This window comes from Hyphomonas sp. (assembly GCF_041689225.1).
GTDB lineage: Bacteria > Pseudomonadota > Alphaproteobacteria > Caulobacterales > Hyphomonadaceae > Hyphomonas.
This window is the reverse complement of record NZ_JBDNGN010000131.1, coordinates 12,338-29,365: the sequence shown is the minus strand read 5'-3', so window position 1 is coordinate 29,365 and position 17,028 is coordinate 12,338. Positions and strand designations below refer to the sequence as shown.

Genomic DNA, 17,028 nt, shown 5'->3' with positions numbered 1-17,028 from the left:
GCGCTGGATGCCGAGCGTGACCTCGTCGAAACGTTGAGCGCAGCCGAGCGGGAACAGCTGGCGCGCCTGATGGACAAGCTGGCCAAGACGGCAGAGCCGGATCGACCTCTCTGGTGAGCGCTAGCTGAGCGGCCAGAAGTATGGGATGACGAACATCGACACGATGAACAGGAGAATGTTCAGCGGCAGGCCGACCTTGATGAAATCTGCGAACCTGTAGCCGCCCGCCGTGTAGACCAGCGTGTTCGTCTGGTAGCCGATGGGCGTGGCGAAACTGGCGCTGGCCGCAAACATGACGGCAACCACGAAGGGCCGCGGGTCAATTCCGAGATGTGTGCCGAAGCCGATGGCGATCGGTGTCAGCAGGACAGCCGCGGCATTATTGCTGATGAATTCGGTCAACGTCGACGTAACGAGATAAAGCATGGCGAGCAGGGCGAGCGGACCAAGATGCCCCATTGGTCCGGCGACGCCGTCAATGAGGAGCTGGATGGCGCCCGTTTTTTCCATCGCCTGACCGAGCGCGAGCATGCCGAAGATCAGCATGAGAATGTCCCAGCGGATGGCCTGATAGGCTTCCTGATGGTCGAGGCAACCGAGCGCGACAACCGCCGTGGCGCCGATGATGGCCAGGGCTGCAATGGGCAGGACTTCCATGGCCGCAAGCCCCATCACGAGCGACAGGGCGATGACGGCGATCCAGGCCTTGCCGCGCCGCACGGACCGGTCGCTGGTCGCGGTGAGGTTGTTCAGGGCGCCATCCTCGAACATCTGGCGCATGCCGGTTGCGGGGCCTTCGACCAGTACCGTGTCACCGACATCGAGCCGCATCTCACTGAGCTGGTCCGCCATGTTCTCGCCGCGCCGGTGCACGGCCATGATGTAGACGCCATATAGGCGGGCCAGGCCGAGTCCGAGCAAGCGGCGGCCGATCAGGCGCGATTGCGGACCGATCACGCCTTCGGCGATGATGACTTCGCTCGTCTGGACGGGTTCGAAAGCGGCCCGTTCATCGGCTGCAGCGCCGATCGCGACGTGGCCGAGTTCCTTCAGGCTGAGCATTTCCGAAACGGGCGAGCGCAGCACGATCCGGTCGCCGCCACGCAGGACCAGCTTGGCCAGTGAGGCCTTCAGCGACACGCCTTCGCGCAGAACGTCGATGATCGAGAATCCGCGCTGGGCGGAAAAGCCGGTCTCTGACAGGGGACGTCCGATCAGGACCGAGTCGATGGGGATGAGAATCTGCGCGATGAAACGGCGCTCTTTTTGGTCCGGCAACATGCCGGCCAGCGTGTCCCGGTTGGGCAGGACCCACCAGCCAATAACGATGAAATAGGCCATGCCCGCCAGTGCCAGGAGGGAGCCGGCCGCCGTGATCTCGAACATGCCGAACGGCGCCATGCCGCCGCTCTGGGCGACGCCATCGACCAGCAGATTGGTGGACGTGCCGATCAGCGTGGTGGTGCCGCCAAAGATCGAGGCGAAGGATAGCGGGATGAGGAGCTTGGACGGCGAAATATTGAGCGACTTGGCAAGCCGGATGGCGACCGGGATCAATACGACGACAACCGGCGTATTGTTGATGAAGGCTGAGAGGAAGATTACGGCCAGCATCATGACGAGGATTGCCAGAATGGGCGGCCAGCCCGTGGTTGCCTGTGTCACCCAGCGCCCGGCCTGATCGATGACACCCGTTCGGTCGAGCGCGGCTGACATGACGAACATGGCGGCAATGGTCAGCGGCGCCGCATTCGAGAAGACGCCCAGGGTCTCCTTCACGCTCATGATGCCGGTCAGCATCAACGTGCCCATGGCAAGAAGTGCAATCACGTCGGCAGGAAGCGACTCGCGCACGAAGCCGAAGAAAACGACTGCCACGAGGAACAGCACGACGGCGATCTGCACCGGCGAAGACGTCAGGAACTCAACCATGCGCAAGCGCTCCAGGATATTTCGCGATTAGACCTGAAGCGCCGCCGTGCGCAACGGGTCTCGCGCGGTCGAGACCCAACCGACCTTGCAGATTTCCTAATGCAAAATGCCTAGCTGACCCGCCGAGGGCGAGCGTACAGCGAGCGTACGACCGGCCCGTCTTCCTCGACGGTGAAGCCTTCCACCAGGCGCGCGATGAAAGCCGAGAACTGGTCACGCACCTCGTACGGCGCTTCCATGGGCAGAAAATGGGACGTACCGCGGATCTGTTTCATCATCAGGTTGGGATGCATCTGGATCAATTTGGCGCGCACCTTGCCGCTGATGACCGAATGCGAATTCGGACGCAGGATGGCGATTGGAATGCGCTTTTTCTTCACCTTGCGCATGGCACGCCATGGGCGGTTACGCTGTGCGGCGAAGGTTGCCGCTTCAAATTTCGGTTCGCACAGGAGCCGCCATGTCTGTTCCGGACTGTCGGTTGACTGCTGGTCGACCCGGTCGATACCGTCGAGCAGATAGTCGGCGAGGAAAGGTTCGCGCCAGCTGCTGAAGGCACCGCGGCCGGTATAGGAATCCAACGCATCCCGGAACGACTTGAACACGGGTTTCCGTTTACGGGCCTGCTTGGCCATGCTGTTGCGCGCGATCAGCATGGAAACGGGCGGGAAGACGTGGTTCCAGAAATACACTTTGCGCGGCAGGATCACCGGATCGACCAGGACAAGGCCCTTGACAAGGTCGGGTCGCTTGCCGGCGACCAGAAGGGCCACGCATCCGCCCATGGAATGGCCGCCCAGAACGACGCCTTGCGGTGCTTCCTTTTCCAGCCATTCGATGACGTCATCGCGAAACCGGTTCCACGAGGAAAGGTTGCGCGGCTTGGCAGGAAGTGTCGAGTGACCGTGACCGCGCATGTCGAGCGCCGCGACGCGGGCCCGCAGGCCCAAGGGCGCAAGCAGCGACTGGTATGTCATGGCGTTGAATCCCGTCGCGTGCAGCCAGACGGCGGCATACGGCTTGATGGGATCGCCGAATTCGATCCCGGCGATCTCGCCGCCAGACTTCAATTCACGCTTGATTCTGCGCATCAAGCACGGTTCCCGAACACACGGCGCAGGATTTCGGTCGTACGCGCGACCGGATTTTCGCGGATCTTCTTTTCCTCGTCTGCGACGTACAGGAAAATGCCGTCGAGGCCGAGGCCGACGGCGTGATTTGTCAGGTCGCCTTGCAGGTTTCTGGTGACTCCGCCGAGACCGTATTGGCTGGCGGACCGCTCAAGCGCAGTGAAGGCCCCTGATTGTGCAAGCGACTGGCTCACATAGGGCGTGAAGGAGGCACGCAGCTGGGTTTCAGTCCTGGAGCGCAGATAGTCGGTCGCTGCCGTGTCTCCGCCATTCAGGATTTGCAGCGCATCATTGATGGTGATCGAGCGAACGGCGCCGAGGATGAGCGTCTTGGCATCCGGGACCGCCGCTTCTGCGGCACGGTTCATGCGCAATTCAAGGTCGTCGAGCGGGCCGCTGGCGCCGACGCGGGCCAGATTGGTCTGGATATCGCGATACGTCTTCGGAAGGGGAATGCGGATGCGCGGATCGCCAAAATAGCCATCCGTCTTGCCAAGCTGGGCCGCCACGAGATTCGTGCCCACTGTCAGGGCTTCGCGCAGGCCGGCATCGATCTCTGCTTGCGACAGGGCCCCTTGGGCAGTGGACGAGCCCATGACGTCCGCCAGAATAGTGCCGAAGTCACCGGGCACGCTAGTTGTCTGGCAACCCATAGGTGACAGCGCCAGCGCAATTGCGCCAAACATCGCTTTTCTCATTGCCCTCTCCTCAAGGTTCCCGCCCTAGACACCGACTGCAATCCTACAGGACGGTCCCGGTGAATAGAAGGGACAAGCGCATCGGTGCGTCATCAAAGCCGTAGGTTGCCATCTTGTCATCACAAATAGATTGACCACAGTTGTAGTCTTATAATACGACTACGAGTGTAGTCCATTCTCGGGAGAGAGTCAGGATGAAAATATCCGCCGCAGAACTCGAAGTGCTCAGCATACTGTGGGACAAGCCCGGCATTGCCGCAAGCGATGTTCACGATGCGCTGGCGAATGACAAAGACTGGACCAGCCGCACCGTGAAGACGCTCTTGTCGCGGCTCGTCGAAAAGGGCGCAGCCAATACGCAAGAAGATGGACGACGCTACCTCTATTTCCCGGCCATCGACGAGGAAGCCTACAAGGCCAAAGCTGCGGGACAGTTCATCGACCGCGTTTTCTCAGGCCGCGCCGCGCCGCTTGTGGCATATTTGGCAGATAGTCGCGGACTGACGCCTCAAGACATAGAAGAACTCGAAAAACTCCTGGGGGACCTGAAGAAATGATCACCGAATTCCTCATGCCCGATCTGCGATCCGTCATCGAGATGGTGCTTGCGGTTTCCGTCCTGATCCTCCTGGTCCTTCTGGCCAGAAAGCCGATCGCCCGCGAGTTTGGCCCCAGCATTGCCTATGCCCTTTGGCTTGTTCCGCTTGCGCGTCTGCTTTTGCCACCGCTGCCGACCAGCATGTCCTGGGTGAGCCTGCTGGACCTCGCCCCCAGTGCTGCGCTTGCCGACGTCGCCATCGAATCGCCTGTACTGCCAAGCGACATGCCCCTGTTCTTCGGAGCGCCAATTGCGGCGCTTGCGCCAGAGGCAGGTGCCGTGCGCACTGTCTTTGTCGGACATGGCGCACCGATGGACGCACCTGCCGTCGATGTTCTGGCCGGCGTCGGTATGGGCACTGCCTTGGTTACAACCGTGCTCGGAGTCTGGCTGATTGGCGGACTCGTCGTGCTTGCGCGCAACATGGCTGCGCAACACAGCTTCATGACCGTTGTTCAGCGCGAGCGTACGCCTGCTTCCTCACACCTGAAAACCATTGCTGACCAGGTCGCAAGGCAGGTTGGCCTGCCGCGCACGCCGCAGATCGCCACTAGCCTGATCTCGAATGGCCCGCTGGTGACCGGCCTGTTTCGTCCGATTGTTCTGCTGCCCGCCTGGTTTGAAGCTGACTATGACGATGCCCAGCAGCGCGCCGCACTGGCCCACGAACTGACGCATGTCAAACGCGGCGACCTTTGGGCGCTGCAACTGGCCGAACTGTTTGTCGCCTGCATCTGTTTCAATCCGCTCGCTTACTTGGCGCGCCGGGCATTCCGGACCGACCAGGAAGCCGCTTGCGACAGCGACGTGTTGCGTTGCGGCGCCGCCAGCCCCCACGCCTATGGAGCGACGCTGTTGAAGGCTGTGCGGATCTCTGTGCCCGAGCGCCTCCCCTGGCCGCGAGCCTGCCGCTCACGCACTCCCTGAAGGAGCGTATGCGCCTGATGGCCTATCCGACGCCGTCAAAGCGACGCCGCCTTGCCGGTCTAGGACTGACGGCCGTGCTCGGGTCTGCCGCCCTGGTCGCCACAGCCTCGGTCACGGCCAGCGCTGGTGAGCCGGAGCCAAATCTCACGACAAGCATCATGATCGACAATTCCACGCTGTTCGTTGATGGCGAGAAAGTCGAGAACCGACAGTTCGTGCTGCTGGGCGAACCTTACCAACATCCTGACCCGGACGCTGACGATAAAATTCGCGTGCTCAGTCAGCGCATCGAACAGGAGACCCGCAAGTTGCATGTGCCGCCACCTATGCCGCCGCTCCCGGCCATGCCCGAAATGCTCCCCATGCCTGCGACACCACCGGTTCCGCCCGTCCCGTCGGTCATGGAACTGAAAGGCGGCGACAAAGGCTCGAAACACGTTTTCCTTTTCAAGGGAGATGAAGAAGAAGCACAGCAGACCGCCGCAGAGTGGGAGGCCTGGGCCAACGCATTCGAAGAGCGCACATCCGAGTGGGAGTCGATTGTCGACGAACGCATGGCCGCTTGGGAACTGGAGTATGACGCAGAAAGCGAAGCAGCGAACCGCGAGATAGAAGCCCGTGTCGAAGCCTGGGCGAACGAGATCGAGACTCGTGTGGACGCCGCTTATGGCGGCGATTTCGAAAACCATATCGACGACGTGTCAAAGTCCATCGAGTCGCTCGCGCTGTCTTGCCGCGATACCGAACTCGCGCCGGGCGAGACCCGTATCCTGAGCAGCGAAACCGCAAACGGGGAGTCCCTACACGTCGCATGCGTCGAGGGCGATGAATCGCGCCTGCACGCACCTGAAACGCTTGCAACGATCAAGCATAGCGAACTTCTGTGCGATGACGAAAAGCAGGCCTTTAAGAGCAAACTGGCGTCGAAGCACAAAATCGAAATCAGCAAGAACTAGGCGCGATCCCTTCCCCTATGGCTCGCGTTAAAGGCCCCGGCACTTAACCCCCGCCGGGGCCCGGACCGTCAATACACTCTTTGCTGATGCGCTGCCGGCCTCTAGGGTGGCCCTCTCGCAAACAGGTCTGGATGGAAGCGCCATATGAACGCCAAGATTGTCATGATATCGCTCAGTCTGGCTGCCTTGGCGGCTTGCGCGTCAGTGGAACCGAAGCCCTGCACGGCTGAATGGGTCAACTACAAGACCGAGAAGGTGCTCAAGAAATTCGCGTCCAACAATCGCGGCATGATTAACGCCCTGCGCCGCCTGCAAGGCAAGGATGGCAAAGTCGATCCGTTCGTGGCGATACAACTGGCGTCGAAGACCAAGCAAATCCAAAAATTCGCCGATACGTTCCAGACCATCGTCGTGCCTGAGCTCGAAATGGCTGTTGATCAGTGCGGCAATGAAAAGCTCGTGCCGGCATTTACCGAATTCCTGAGGGGAGAAGGCGTTGGAGAAGACACGCTGGAATGGGTCGCCCCGCTGATCGGCCTGATGCAGGACATGCGCAAGGCCGACAATACATCGCCGCGCCGACTGTAAGCTAAAGTTCAAGGTAGCCGAAGATGAAAACCCTGATCGTTGTTCCCGCCCGGTATGGATCGACCCGGTTTCCCGGTAAGCCGCTGACGCTGATCGCCGGGAAGAGCATGGTCAGCCGCGTCGCCGACATGGCAGCCAAAGCGGCAGCGGCGCTTGATGATGCCGCGCATGTCGTCGCCACCGATGATGCGCGGATTGAGGAACACTGCCGCGCACGCGGCATTCCGGTCGTCATAACCAATCCCGCCCTGCCGTCCGGTAGTGACCGCGCCCTCGCAGCTGCCGAAGCGCTCGGAGTTCAGCCGGAGGTCGTGGTCAACCTGCAGGGCGACTCCCCCTTCACACCGCCTACCCATATCATTGCCGTCTCGCAGGCCGCGACAATGTCGGGCGCTGATGCGGCGACGCCCTATGTACGCCTGTCCTGGGAGGCGCTCGATGCCTTGCGGGCGCATAAGCTGGAGACACCTTTTTCGGGAACGACGCTCACGCATGACGTCAACGGTCGGGCGCTCTGGTTTTCGAAGATCATCCTGCCTGCCATGCGCAAGGAAGCCGCGCTGCGCGCCGCAGGCGATCTTTCTCCCGTATGCCGCCATATCGGGCTTTATGCGTTCAAGCTGGACGCCCTGCGCCAGTATGTCAGCCTGCCGGAGGGACGCTACGAACAGCTCGAAGGGCTGGAGCAATTGCGTCTGATCGAAAATGGCATGTCGATCCAGTGTGTCGAGGTGGCGCCCGACACGATCGCTATCCCGGGCATAGATACACCCGAAGACGTGGCGCTGGCTGAACGCCTGGTTGCGCTACACGGCGACCCGGCGGGAGACTGACACATTGGCCCGTTTGATCATCGTCCGGCACGGCAACACGTTTGATCCGGGCGACACACCGACCCGCGTTGGCGCACGCACCGATTTGCCCTTGTCGACATCCGGTGAGCAGCAGGCCGCAGCACTGGCAGCGCATTTTCGCGATACACATTTCGTGGCGGCGTTCTGTTCACCCCTGCTGCGCACCAGGCAAACCGCGCGAGCAATCCTCGCCGGACGCGCGGGCGCACCAGCACTCCGCATATTGCCGTTCCTGACCGAGATCGATTACGGCCCGGACGAGAACCAGACGGAAGACGCCGTCATCGCCCGCATTGGCGCTGCGGCGATCGATGCCTGGGATGCCGACGCAACCCCACCGCCGGGATGGCACGTCGATCCGACCGCCCTGCGCGCAGCCTGGGCGGACCTGCTGGCCCGTGCGGCGAACCTCGACAGCGATGCCAACGTGCTTGTCGTCACCAGCAATGGTATCGCGCGGTTCCTGCCGGACGTGGTGAATGAATTGCCGGCTGGCCTGGAGCGCAAACTGAAGACAGGGGCCCGGGGCAGCGTCGCGATTGACGCTACCGGTGCCCGTATTCTCGACTGGAATGTGAGACCTTAGAAAGGGTCAGGCGACTTCGCGGGAATCATCTTCAGCAGCAAGTTCACTGGCGCCCGAAATCGGCAGCGAGATTGCGACCGTCGTGCCTTCGCCTTCGATCGAAGAGAGGCTGAGATGGCCGCCATGCATTTCGGCAAACGACTTGGTGAGCGCCAATCCGAGACCGGTGCCCTCGTAGTTGCGATCACGTGATCCGGAAACCTGTTCGAACGGCTTCGCAAGGCGCGGCAAGTCTTCCATCGGAATGCCGATGCCGGTGTCGGTGACGCCGATATAGATGTCAGGACCACGTTGCTCGACCGAGACGGTTATGGTGCCGCCTGCGTCGGTAAACTTGATGGCATTGGACAAGAGGTTCAGCACCATCTGGCGGATGGCCCTGTGGTCAGCATCGAGATCAGGCAGGCCGGGCTGGGCATCAAGGACAATGGCGATCCCCTTGTCCTCTGCCTTTCGGCGGATCATGCGCACCGCGGCGTCCACCGGATCAACGGGGTCGATCGGTTGCGGGTTGATGGTCATTTTGCCCGCCTCGATCTTTGCCATTTCGAGAATGTCATTGATCATATCAAGCAAGTGCTGGCCGGATGTCAGGATGTCATGGGCATAGCCCTTGTACCTGGCGTCGCCGAGCGGTCCATAAAGTTCGTGCGCGAGGATTTCCGAGAATCCGTTGATCGCGTTGAGCGGTGTGCGCAGCTCGTGGCTCATATTGGCCAGGAAGACAGACTTGGTGTGCGCCGCGTGCTCGGCCTTGGCTTTCTCCTCCGAATAGCGCCGCGCAAGTTCGCCGGCCCGGCCTTCGGAGCGTTCGAGATCGAGAACAGCTTTGCGCATGCTCTGTTTCTGGCGCCTCAGCGCTTCCTCTTTCTCGACATTTTCCGTGACATCGATGCCCACGGTGATCAGGCCACCCTCTGGCGTCGGTCGTTCGACGACCTTGAGCCAACGATCTGACTGCAACTCGATCAGCGTCGTTCGCGGGTCTTCGGTTGACTGTTTCTCGGCACGTATGGCGCCCGCGCGGGCGATCATTATCGTGTCGTGGCCGATGCCCGGTCGCAGCGTGTCCTGCAGCCCGAAATCGAGTGCGAAAGCGCGATTCCAGTAGAGCAGGCGCTGGCGGTGATCCCACAGGGCGAACGGACCGGTGAAGCCTTCGATGGCTGCGCGCAGGCGCCGCTCAGCCGCCTTGACGCGATCCTCGGACTGTTTGCGCTCGGTAATATCAAGCACGATACCGCCAAAAAGAGTCGGCTGGTTGTCGGCGTCATTGGAGAGACTGCCGCGCATTTCGACCCAGATGGGCGGCTGTGAAATCGTCAGGAAACTCGTTTGGATCCAACCGATGCTGCGGGCTTTCTCAAGGGTTTCAAGCATGCGCGCCTGATGTTCGGGATGAACCTGAACCAGAAGGTTCCGCGCGTCGAGCATGCCCGCGCCTTCCAGGCCGAGCAGTTGAGACGCGCCCTCGCTAAGAAAGACGGATGTTCCGCCCGGCGCCCATTCCCAATACCCTGCCCGCGCCCCGCGCATGACAAGACCCATAATTCTGTCGGCTTCATCGTCGCGGGTTTCTTCGATGATCGTGGCCGTTTCTTCCTGCGACAGGCGGTTCATCAGGCCAATGATCGCAAGGACTGGAGCGGCCAGCAGCAGCGTAAAGATCAGGAGCCGGATCAGGTCATCCATCTTGAAAAGCGGGTGCAGCACCGATTCACACAGCGCTACCGGGCTACGATCGAGCGGCGCACAGGCCGTCGCGATACGGTTGAGACCGCCAACCGACCGCAGGCTGGGCCGGCCAACGTGAATGGCGCTGTCTGTTGCTTCCAGTGATGGATCGCCTGCGCCGATACGATGGCTACCTGATACCAGCGTCAGCCTGTGCCCACTGGCCGACACAGGCAGCCACGTGGCGGCGGGTGCAATTGCGATCATCGGCGTGCCGGACTTGGGTGTCGACACGAGCACGATGTCGCCCCGGCTGGAAATGCCCAGCCGATGGCCGTTTTCAAGCAGAGACGTTGCTGTTTCTGCCGCGTCGCCGAGCCGGCTACCGGCGGGCGACTGCTGCGCGTCACTGAGCGACAGTACGGTGTCTATACTCGGCACCGCAGCCGTGATGGCCGATCGTGATGAACCGGTATCCGCAACAAGACGAATGACCGTTTCTGCCGTGTCGGCGCGGCCTTCCATGCGTCCAGCGATCGCGCGCGTGTCGCCTTCAAGCGTCGAAAGTGTTGCAATATCAGCGCCTTGGCGTTCTTCCCATGCCTTGAGGCCCAGTGCGCCCGCCATCAGGACGATAATCGCCAGTATGGTCCATTTCAGGCGCGCTGAAACTCTTGCAGACGCCTTGTCTGCAACGGTCAATCCTTCAGCAATGACGCGATCATCCGCCAAGGAGACTCCATTCTCTGCGCACGGGGCGCACCTATCCATCTTCCGTTCTCAGCCGGAATCCTTGCACAATTGTTAATAACCCTGACAGAAATGTTAACTACGCGTCCGCTCTCAACCGAGGGCCCGTCCGACGATGTCTGCGGAATTCGGAGACAGCTTGGCCTCCTGCAGGCGCTTTAGCGTCGCCTGGGCTGCAGCGCCTGCCTTGGGTTCGAGTACCCGCCATTGCTCGAAAGCGGACAGAAGCCGAGCCGCGAGGGCTGGATTGGCTGCATCGGCCTTGAGGATGATGTCTTCGACCGCGCGGTAGCCGGACCCGTCGGGTGCATGGAAAGCGGCAAGGTTTGCCGTTGAGAATACGGCGATGACAGCCCGGACCCGGTTCGGGTTCTTCAGGTCGAAATCCGGATGGGCGGCCAGTTCTGCAACCGTTGCTGCAGTTCCCTGCCCGGCCTGTACCGCAAACCACTTGTCCATGACGATCGGATTGTGTTTCCAGTTCTGCTCGAAGTCGGCCAGGGCCTTGTCGCGCTCGGGGCATGTGCCCTTCATGGTGAGGGCCCGCATGGCGGCGAGGCGCTCGGTCATGTTTGGCGCGTTTTCATACAGCGACAGCAGTTTTTGCGGGGCGTCAGTGGCCTCCGAAGCGCCCAAGAGGTTGATGAACGCTCCCCGCAGCGCGCGGATCCCGGCCTGTTCGGCAGAGGGGCGGTAAGGGGTTGGTGAGGGGGCGGCAAGGGTGTCGGTGATGGTGGGGGCGAGGGCGCCGGAGAGGGCGGCCTGAAGGCGCTTGCGCGCAGAATGAAGTGCGACCGGATCGGCGGGTTTACGCTCGAGGAACAACTCGCCGACTTCCGGCAGGCGGGTCAGCAGCGCCGCAAAAGCCGGATCGCCGGATGCGTTCCTGATGGCGGTGGCGACGGCGGAAACGAGATCGCTGTCCGGCTTGGCCTGACTGCCTTGGGACAGTTTGAGGATTTCTTCGGTTACGAGGGTCTGGACGCCTTCCCACTGATTGTACGGGTCGGTCTCGGCCGTTACCAGAGCGAGGCGCTGGTCGCGGGTGAGGTCACGTTCCACGCGGACCGGAGCGCTGAAGTCACGATTGACCGAGAGGAGCGGGCGGCCGCCCAACGCCTTGCGCGTGATGGTGGCTTCCGGCGTGTCGAGGACGACCATCCAGGCATCGGTGCCGCCCTTGCCATCAAGCAGGGCGAGTTCGAGCGGCATCGGCACGGGCTGCTTGTCGGGCTGGCCTGGCGTGGGGGACGTCTTCTGGGACAGGCTGACTGTCAGTTCCCCGGCAGCTTCGTTCCAGCTTTCCTCAACAGTGACTTTCGGCGTGCCAGCCTGAGCGTACCAGCGCAGGAAGGGACCGAAATCCCTGCCTGTCACTTCGGCGAAGCAAGCGTAGAAATCCTCAATGGTCACGGCCTGGCCGTCGTGGCGCTCGAAATACAGGTCCATGCCCTTGCGATAGGCTTCCGGACCGATGATGCGGCGGAGCATGCCGATCAGTTCGGCACCCTTTTCATAAACCGTCGCCGTGTAGAGATTGTCGATTGCGCCATAATTGGCGGGCCTGACCGCATGGGCCAGCGGGCCGGCGTCCTCGGCGAACTGGCGCGCGCGCAAGCGAATGACATCCTTGATGCGCTGCACCGGGCGTGAACGCATGTCGGCGGAGAAGTTCTGGTCGCGGAAGACGGTGAGGCCTTCCTTCAGGCAGAGCTGGAACCAGTCGCGGCAGGTGATGCGGTTGCCGGTCCAGTTGTGGAAATATTCGTGGGCTACAATGCTCTCGATGGCTTCGAAATCGGCATCGGTGGCCGAGTCTTCGTCAGCCAGGACATAGGCCGAGTTGAAGACGTTGAGGCCCTTGTTCTCCATGGCGCCGAAATTGAAGTCGCGTACGGCGACAATGTTGAAGACACCGAGATCGTACTCGCGACCATAGGTTTCCTCGTCCCAGGTCATCGAACGCTTCAGGCTGTCCATCGCCCAGGCCGCGCGCGGCGCGTCGCCCTTGTCGACATGGATCGCAAGGTCGATCTGTTTCCCGCTCATGGTCGTGAACGTGTCGCGGTAAATATCATATTCCCCGGCGCAGAGCGCGAAGAGGTAGGACGGCTTCTTGTGGGGATCATCCCATGTCGCCGTGTGGCGACCGTTTCCGGCGTCCGTGACGGCACCCGGCGTGCCGTTTGACAGCATGATCGGACAGGTCGCCTTGTCACCCGTGATGGTCACGAAGAAGCGGCTCATCACGTCCGGGCGGTCCGGGTAATAGGTGATGCGGCGAAAGCCGACAGACTCGCATTGCGAGCAGAAGCGACCACCGGACATGTAGAGTCCGGACAGGGCGGTATTCTTCGACGGTACGATCTCGACCAGTGTCTTGAGTTCAAACGTGTCCGGCACGTCGGGCAATGTCAGGTCGTGATCGGTCAAGGTATAGTCGGAGGGCGTGAGCGCCCGGCCGTCGATTTCGATGGAGACCAGTTTCAGCGCCTCGCCGTCGAGGACGAGTGGTGCCCCGCCTTTGCCCTTGCGCGCAATCTTGAGCGTCGCCTTTACCTTGGTCGCCTCGGGATCAAGGTCAAACGACAGGGCGACATGCTCGATGTCGAACGGATAGGGCGTGTAGTCAGCGAGCTTGACGGCAACGGGGGTTTCAGTGCGCATGATGTCTCCGGGCAGCGGGAACGGGATAATGCCTCGATACGTGTTGGGAGACAGCGCGTCGAGGGCTGGGCTCACTCACATCGGGATGGACGGGGACCATTCCAAGGGGCAGACCGGGTCAGAGCCGCAGGAACAACAGTACAGGTCTGGCACGACATGAACATTCTTTCCGGCTTGAATACAGTGCTCGCGCGGCGTCTCGCCGGATTCGCGAGCCTGCTGGTGGCTGCCGCGATTGCGATCCTGTCAATATTGCCAGGCGAGGACCTGCCGGAGGTTCACCTGAGCGACAAGGTGGAGCATGCCATCGCCTATGCCGCGCTGTCGGCCTGTATCTGTTTCTGGCTGGGTCGCCGCCGGATCATCGCAGGCGTGCTGGTCACGGTCGGTTTTGGCGCTGTGCTGGAAATCGTACAGGCGCTGGCCGGGACAGGGCGCACGGCGTCTTTGCTGGATGAAGGTGCCAACCTGGTCGGCGCCTGTCTCGGTGCCGGCCTGGCCTGGATGGTCGCGAAAGCCGCTAGCGCGCGATAACCCGCGCTACTCTGCGGCCGTTTCGTGGATGTTTTCTTCGCTCTGGAAGACGTGGCGCAGGAACAGGGCACAGCGATCAGCCAATTGCCTGATCTCAACCGGCAGGTCGCCGGGGCGTTCGCTGGCGATATCGGCAAGCTTGCGCGCCACCCGCAAAAGGTCGGGTGTGTGCACGATCATGCGGGCCTGGTGCTCGATGCGCTGAGGGTCGCGGTCATACTCGCTGCCCGTCACGCGCCAACCGCCCCAATCACCATCATCCGTGACGACGACCGGATAAGTGCCTGGGTTGGGATCCATGCCGAGTATGGCATCGGCACGCCATCTGATAATCTTGCGGTCGATACGCCACCGTTCGAGTACGAAATCGTCATCCTCGTCGTCCTGGCGCTGGAGCTTGTGCATGACCTGTTCAGAGACAAGTTCGGCGCCTTCAAAACGGCGGCCCAGCCCGCAATCATATGTGATGCGCAGAGGCTCATCGACGTCCTTCACCCATTGGGGAATGACCTGCTCGATGAGCGCCCAAGTGCCGACGGGCTTAACGAAGACCCGTTGCGCCTTGTGGAAGAGTGCCTTGGCCATGCGTTTAAACCCCGAAACTGTTACGTCATCATGCCGTAACGAGCTTTAATTCGCCTGAAGCCGATCGGTGAAATTTGACCTACCGGCCAAGAATACGCGACGGAAATTGCGATTTCCGCGGGGTCACGGCTTTCCGCGCACGTAAAGGGCGCTATCTTGCGGCCATAGTAAAAGTGCGAGCCTCCAGCGGGAGGCCAGGGAGCGAGACGCCATGAATTTTGATTTTTCCGAGGACCAGAAATTTCTCGCCAATGAGGCGCGAAAATTTCTCGAGAGCCAGTGCAGCATGGCCGAGGTCCGCGCCATCTTGGATGACGAATCCAAGCCTTATAATGAAGGCGTCTGGAAAAAGGTCGTCGAGATGGGCTGGCTCGGCACATCCATTCCGGAAGAGCATGGCGGCCTCGGCCTCGGCATGCTGGAGATGTGCGTGCTCGCCGAAGAGATGGGCCGCGTCCTGGCACCCGTGCCGTATGCCTCGACCGCTTACTTCTTTACCGAAGCGATCAAGCTCGCCGGATCCAAGGCGCAACAATCTGACCTGTTCCCGAAGATCGTCTCGGGCGAGGTCGTCGGTTGCTATGCGGCCAGCGAAGGCCCGGGCAATCCGGACGCCGGGTCGCTGAAGACGGTTTTCGACGGCAAGACGTTGAACGGCATGAAAGTGCCGGTCACGGATGGCGACATTGCCACCCATGCCGTGGTGCTGGCCAAGGACGGCAAGGGCGCGAGCCTGGTGCTCGTCGACCTCTCGGCCAGGGGCGTGACGAAGAAGGTCCTCTCGACGCTGGACCCAACACGCAGCCATGCAGAGTTGGCTTTCGACAAGGTGCCTGCCACCCTGCTCGGCAAGTCGGGCGACGGTGCGCGGCTCAATGATGCGCTGCTCGACCGGGTCGCCGTCCTGATCGCGTTCGAACAATTGGGCGGTGCGTCGCGCTGTCTCGAGATGGCAAAGGACTATGCCATGGAGCGCTACGCCTTTGGTCGCCCGATCGGCGGCAACCAGGCGATCAAGCACAAGCTGGCCGAGATGTATGTGAAGAACGAAGTCGCGCGCTCCAACTGTTTCTATGGCGCATGGGCCCTGTCGACCGATGCGGCGGAACTGCCCGAAGCGGCTGCGGCCGCCCGCGTGGCGGCGTCGGAAGCCTTCTGGTTCGCTTCGAAGGAAAACATCCAGACGCATGGCGGCATGGGCTTCACATGGGAAGTCGACTGCCACCTCTTCTATCGCCGGGCCAAGCTTCTCGCCGTACAGGCCGGCAGCCCGAAAGTTTGGAAAGAAAAACTCGTCCGCGCTCTCGAAACCAAGAACGCAGCGTAAGGGAAGGATCAAACACATGGACTTCAACGACACAAAAGACGAAGCCGCATTCCGCGCCGAGGCGCGTGCGTTTCTCAACAAGCACCTGACACCGAAAAGCGGCGCGCGCCCGCGGCCGGGTTCCGGCAAGGATGCGCTGCAGCGCGCCAAGGACTGGCAGAAGGTAAAGGCCGAAAACAAGTTCGCCCAGATCACCTGGCCCAAGGAATGGGGCGGGCGCGGCGGCACATCGATGCAGTCGGTCATCTGGGGACAGGAAGAGTCCAAATATGACGCGCCAACCGGACCGTTCGCCATCGGCCTTGGCATGTGCGTCCCGACAGTGATCGCGTTCGGCTCTGACGGTCACAAGGAACGCTATGTCCAGAAGGCCCTGAAGGGCGAGGAAATCTGGTGCCAGCTGTTTTCTGAACCATCGGCCGGTTCCGACGTGGCGGGCCTCAAAACCCGCGCCGTGAAAGACGGCGACGAGTGGGTGATCAATGGCCAGAAAGTCTGGACCAGCGGCGCGCACTATTCCGACTATGGTATCGTTCTGGTGCGGACAGACCCGAAAGTGCCCAAGCACAAGGGCCTGACCATGTTCATCGTGAACATGAAGCAGAAGGGCGTCGAAGTACGCCCGATCCACCAGGCGTCCGGTGGCCGCGAGTTCAACGAAGTCTACTTCACGGACGTGCGCATTCCTGACTCCGACCGCCTCGGCGATGTCGGCGCCGGCTGGAAAGTCGCCCTCGTGACGCTGATGAACGAGCGCCTCGCTGTCGGCGGTTCACCGGGTCCGGACTGGGGCGAGATCATGGACTATGCCAAGACATCCGGCTCCATGACCGATCAGGCGTTCCGCGAGAAACTTGCAGACTGGTATGTCGCCGCACAAGGCTACAAGCTGACCAAGTTCCGCACCATGACGGCCCTCTCTCGTGGCCAGACGCCGGGACCGGAAAACTCGATCGGGAAGATCATCACCGCCAACCATTTGCAGGATATCTGTAACTCGGCCATCGAGATGCAGGACCATTACGGCATCATCAACGATACCGAGACGATGCCGGGCGACGGTATCTTCCAGCAGAGCTTCATGTGGGCCCCCGGCCTGCGGATTGCTGGCGGCACCGATGAGATTCTGAAGAATATCATCGCAGAACGCGTGCTGGGCCTGCCCCAGGACGTACGGGTCGACAAGACCCTGCCGTTCGACGAGTTGAAAGCAGGCTGAGCC

The 17,028-nt window shown here is 61.4% G+C and carries 15 protein-coding genes; 9 read left to right on the top strand and 6 right to left on the bottom strand.

All coding sequences use genetic code 11. The features are described 5' to 3' along the window. Positions 1-120 precede the first annotated feature (120 nt). The 3 genes from ACESNB_RS13590 to ACESNB_RS13580 all read right to left on the bottom strand — a co-directional run bounded on the left by ACESNB_RS13590 (position 121) and on the right by ACESNB_RS13580 (position 3,760). Entirely contained in the window at positions 121-1,932 is a 1,812-nt protein-coding gene (locus tag ACESNB_RS13590) for an SLC13 family permease (RefSeq protein WP_373008201.1), read from the bottom strand. 110 nt (positions 1,933-2,042) lie between these two features. After that, positions 2,043-3,023 (bottom strand): alpha/beta hydrolase, encoded by a 981-nt coding sequence (locus ACESNB_RS13585; RefSeq protein ID WP_373008199.1) that lies wholly within the window; start codon positions 3,021-3,023, stop codon positions 2,043-2,045. Next, entirely contained in the window at positions 3,023-3,760 is a 738-nt protein-coding gene (locus ACESNB_RS13580) for a DUF4197 domain-containing protein (RefSeq protein ID WP_373008197.1), read from the bottom strand. Before ACESNB_RS13580 ends, ACESNB_RS13585 begins: the two co-directional genes overlap by 1 nt. A gap of 194 nt (positions 3,761-3,954) precedes the next feature. Here ACESNB_RS13580 and ACESNB_RS13575 point away from each other — a divergent pair, with 194 nt between their 5' ends. The 6 genes from ACESNB_RS13575 (at position 3,955) to ACESNB_RS13550 (ending at position 8,269) form a co-directional block, all read left to right on the top strand. Continuing rightward, positions 3,955-4,317 (top strand): BlaI/MecI/CopY family transcriptional regulator, encoded by a 363-nt coding sequence (locus ACESNB_RS13575; protein ID WP_373008195.1) that lies wholly within the window; start codon positions 3,955-3,957, stop codon positions 4,315-4,317. After that, positions 4,314-5,285, top strand: a complete 972-nt coding sequence (locus ACESNB_RS13570; protein ID WP_373008193.1) for a M56 family metallopeptidase — start codon at positions 4,314-4,316, stop codon at positions 5,283-5,285. Before ACESNB_RS13575 ends, ACESNB_RS13570 begins: the two co-directional genes overlap by 4 nt. A 17-nt stretch (positions 5,286-5,302) precedes the next feature. Next, positions 5,303-6,241, top strand: a complete 939-nt coding sequence (locus ACESNB_RS13565; protein ID WP_373008191.1) for a hypothetical protein — start codon at positions 5,303-5,305, stop codon at positions 6,239-6,241. A gap of 144 nt (positions 6,242-6,385) precedes the next feature. Further along, positions 6,386-6,829: a hypothetical protein gene (locus tag ACESNB_RS13560; RefSeq protein ID WP_373008189.1), complete on the top strand. Its 444-nt coding sequence runs from the start codon at positions 6,386-6,388 to the stop codon at positions 6,827-6,829. A gap of 23 nt (positions 6,830-6,852) precedes the next feature. Then, complete coding sequence (locus ACESNB_RS13555) at positions 6,853-7,662, top strand: 3-deoxy-manno-octulosonate cytidylyltransferase (RefSeq protein WP_373008187.1); 810 nt, start codon at positions 6,853-6,855, stop codon at positions 7,660-7,662. A 4-nt stretch (positions 7,663-7,666) separates the two neighbouring features. Further along, entirely contained in the window at positions 7,667-8,269 is a 603-nt protein-coding gene (locus ACESNB_RS13550) for a histidine phosphatase family protein (RefSeq protein WP_373008185.1), read from the top strand. Between the two features lie 6 nt (positions 8,270-8,275). Here the strand turns inward: ACESNB_RS13550 and ACESNB_RS13545 are convergent, their stop codons facing one another. After that, positions 8,276-10,675: a PAS domain-containing sensor histidine kinase gene (locus ACESNB_RS13545; RefSeq protein WP_373008183.1), complete on the bottom strand. Its 2,400-nt coding sequence runs from the start codon at positions 10,673-10,675 to the stop codon at positions 8,276-8,278. A 111-nt stretch (positions 10,676-10,786) separates the two neighbouring features. Then, a complete protein-coding gene (pepN, locus tag ACESNB_RS13540; protein WP_373008181.1) occupies positions 10,787-13,360 on the bottom strand; it encodes an aminopeptidase N in 2,574 nt (857 codons plus the stop codon). Between the two features lie 156 nt (positions 13,361-13,516). On the opposite strand from pepN, the gene ACESNB_RS13535 reads away from it, so the two are divergent. Further along, positions 13,517-13,894, top strand: coding sequence for a VanZ family protein (locus ACESNB_RS13535; RefSeq protein WP_373008179.1), 378 nt, complete (start codon positions 13,517-13,519; stop codon positions 13,892-13,894). 6 nt (positions 13,895-13,900) lie between these two features. Here the strand turns inward: ACESNB_RS13535 and ACESNB_RS13530 are convergent, their stop codons facing one another. Further along, positions 13,901-14,479, bottom strand: coding sequence for a hypothetical protein (locus tag ACESNB_RS13530; protein ID WP_373008177.1), 579 nt, complete (start codon positions 14,477-14,479; stop codon positions 13,901-13,903). A gap of 211 nt (positions 14,480-14,690) precedes the next feature. Between ACESNB_RS13530 and ACESNB_RS13525 the strand changes: the two genes are divergently transcribed. Both ACESNB_RS13525 and ACESNB_RS13520 read left to right on the top strand, forming a co-directional pair. Then, complete coding sequence (locus ACESNB_RS13525; protein WP_373008175.1) at positions 14,691-15,806, top strand: acyl-CoA dehydrogenase family protein; 1,116 nt, start codon at positions 14,691-14,693, stop codon at positions 15,804-15,806. A 16-nt stretch (positions 15,807-15,822) separates the two neighbouring features. Next, entirely contained in the window at positions 15,823-17,025 is a 1,203-nt protein-coding gene (locus tag ACESNB_RS13520; RefSeq protein WP_373008173.1) for an acyl-CoA dehydrogenase family protein, read from the top strand. Positions 17,026-17,028 lie beyond the last annotated feature (3 nt).

Bases quoted from the DNA above. Each gene is read 5' to 3' on its own strand.
- ACESNB_RS13590 (WP_373008201.1), bottom strand. From the start codon at position 1,932: ATGGTTGAGTTCCTGACGTCTTCGCCGGTGCAGATCGCCGTCGTGCTG.
- ACESNB_RS13585 (WP_373008199.1), bottom strand. From the start codon at position 3,023: ATGCGCAGAATCAAGCGTGAATTGAAGTCTGGCGGCGAGATCGCCGGG.
- ACESNB_RS13580 (WP_373008197.1), bottom strand. From the start codon at position 3,760: ATGAGAAAAGCGATGTTTGGCGCAATTGCGCTGGCGCTGTCACCTATG.
- ACESNB_RS13575 (WP_373008195.1), top strand. From the start codon at position 3,955: ATGAAAATATCCGCCGCAGAACTCGAAGTGCTCAGCATACTGTGGGAC.
- ACESNB_RS13570 (WP_373008193.1), top strand. From the start codon at position 4,314: ATGATCACCGAATTCCTCATGCCCGATCTGCGATCCGTCATCGAGATG.
- ACESNB_RS13565 (WP_373008191.1), top strand. From the start codon at position 5,303: ATGGCCTATCCGACGCCGTCAAAGCGACGCCGCCTTGCCGGTCTAGGA.
- ACESNB_RS13560 (WP_373008189.1), top strand. From the start codon at position 6,386: ATGAACGCCAAGATTGTCATGATATCGCTCAGTCTGGCTGCCTTGGCG.
- ACESNB_RS13555 (WP_373008187.1), top strand. From the start codon at position 6,853: ATGAAAACCCTGATCGTTGTTCCCGCCCGGTATGGATCGACCCGGTTT.
- pepN (WP_373008181.1), bottom strand. From the start codon at position 13,360: ATGCGCACTGAAACCCCCGTTGCCGTCAAGCTCGCTGACTACACGCCC.
- ACESNB_RS13535 (WP_373008179.1), top strand. From the start codon at position 13,517: ATGAACATTCTTTCCGGCTTGAATACAGTGCTCGCGCGGCGTCTCGCC.
- ACESNB_RS13530 (WP_373008177.1), bottom strand. From the start codon at position 14,479: ATGGCCAAGGCACTCTTCCACAAGGCGCAACGGGTCTTCGTTAAGCCC.
- ACESNB_RS13525 (WP_373008175.1), top strand. From the start codon at position 14,691: ATGAATTTTGATTTTTCCGAGGACCAGAAATTTCTCGCCAATGAGGCG.
- ACESNB_RS13520 (WP_373008173.1), top strand. From the start codon at position 15,823: ATGGACTTCAACGACACAAAAGACGAAGCCGCATTCCGCGCCGAGGCG.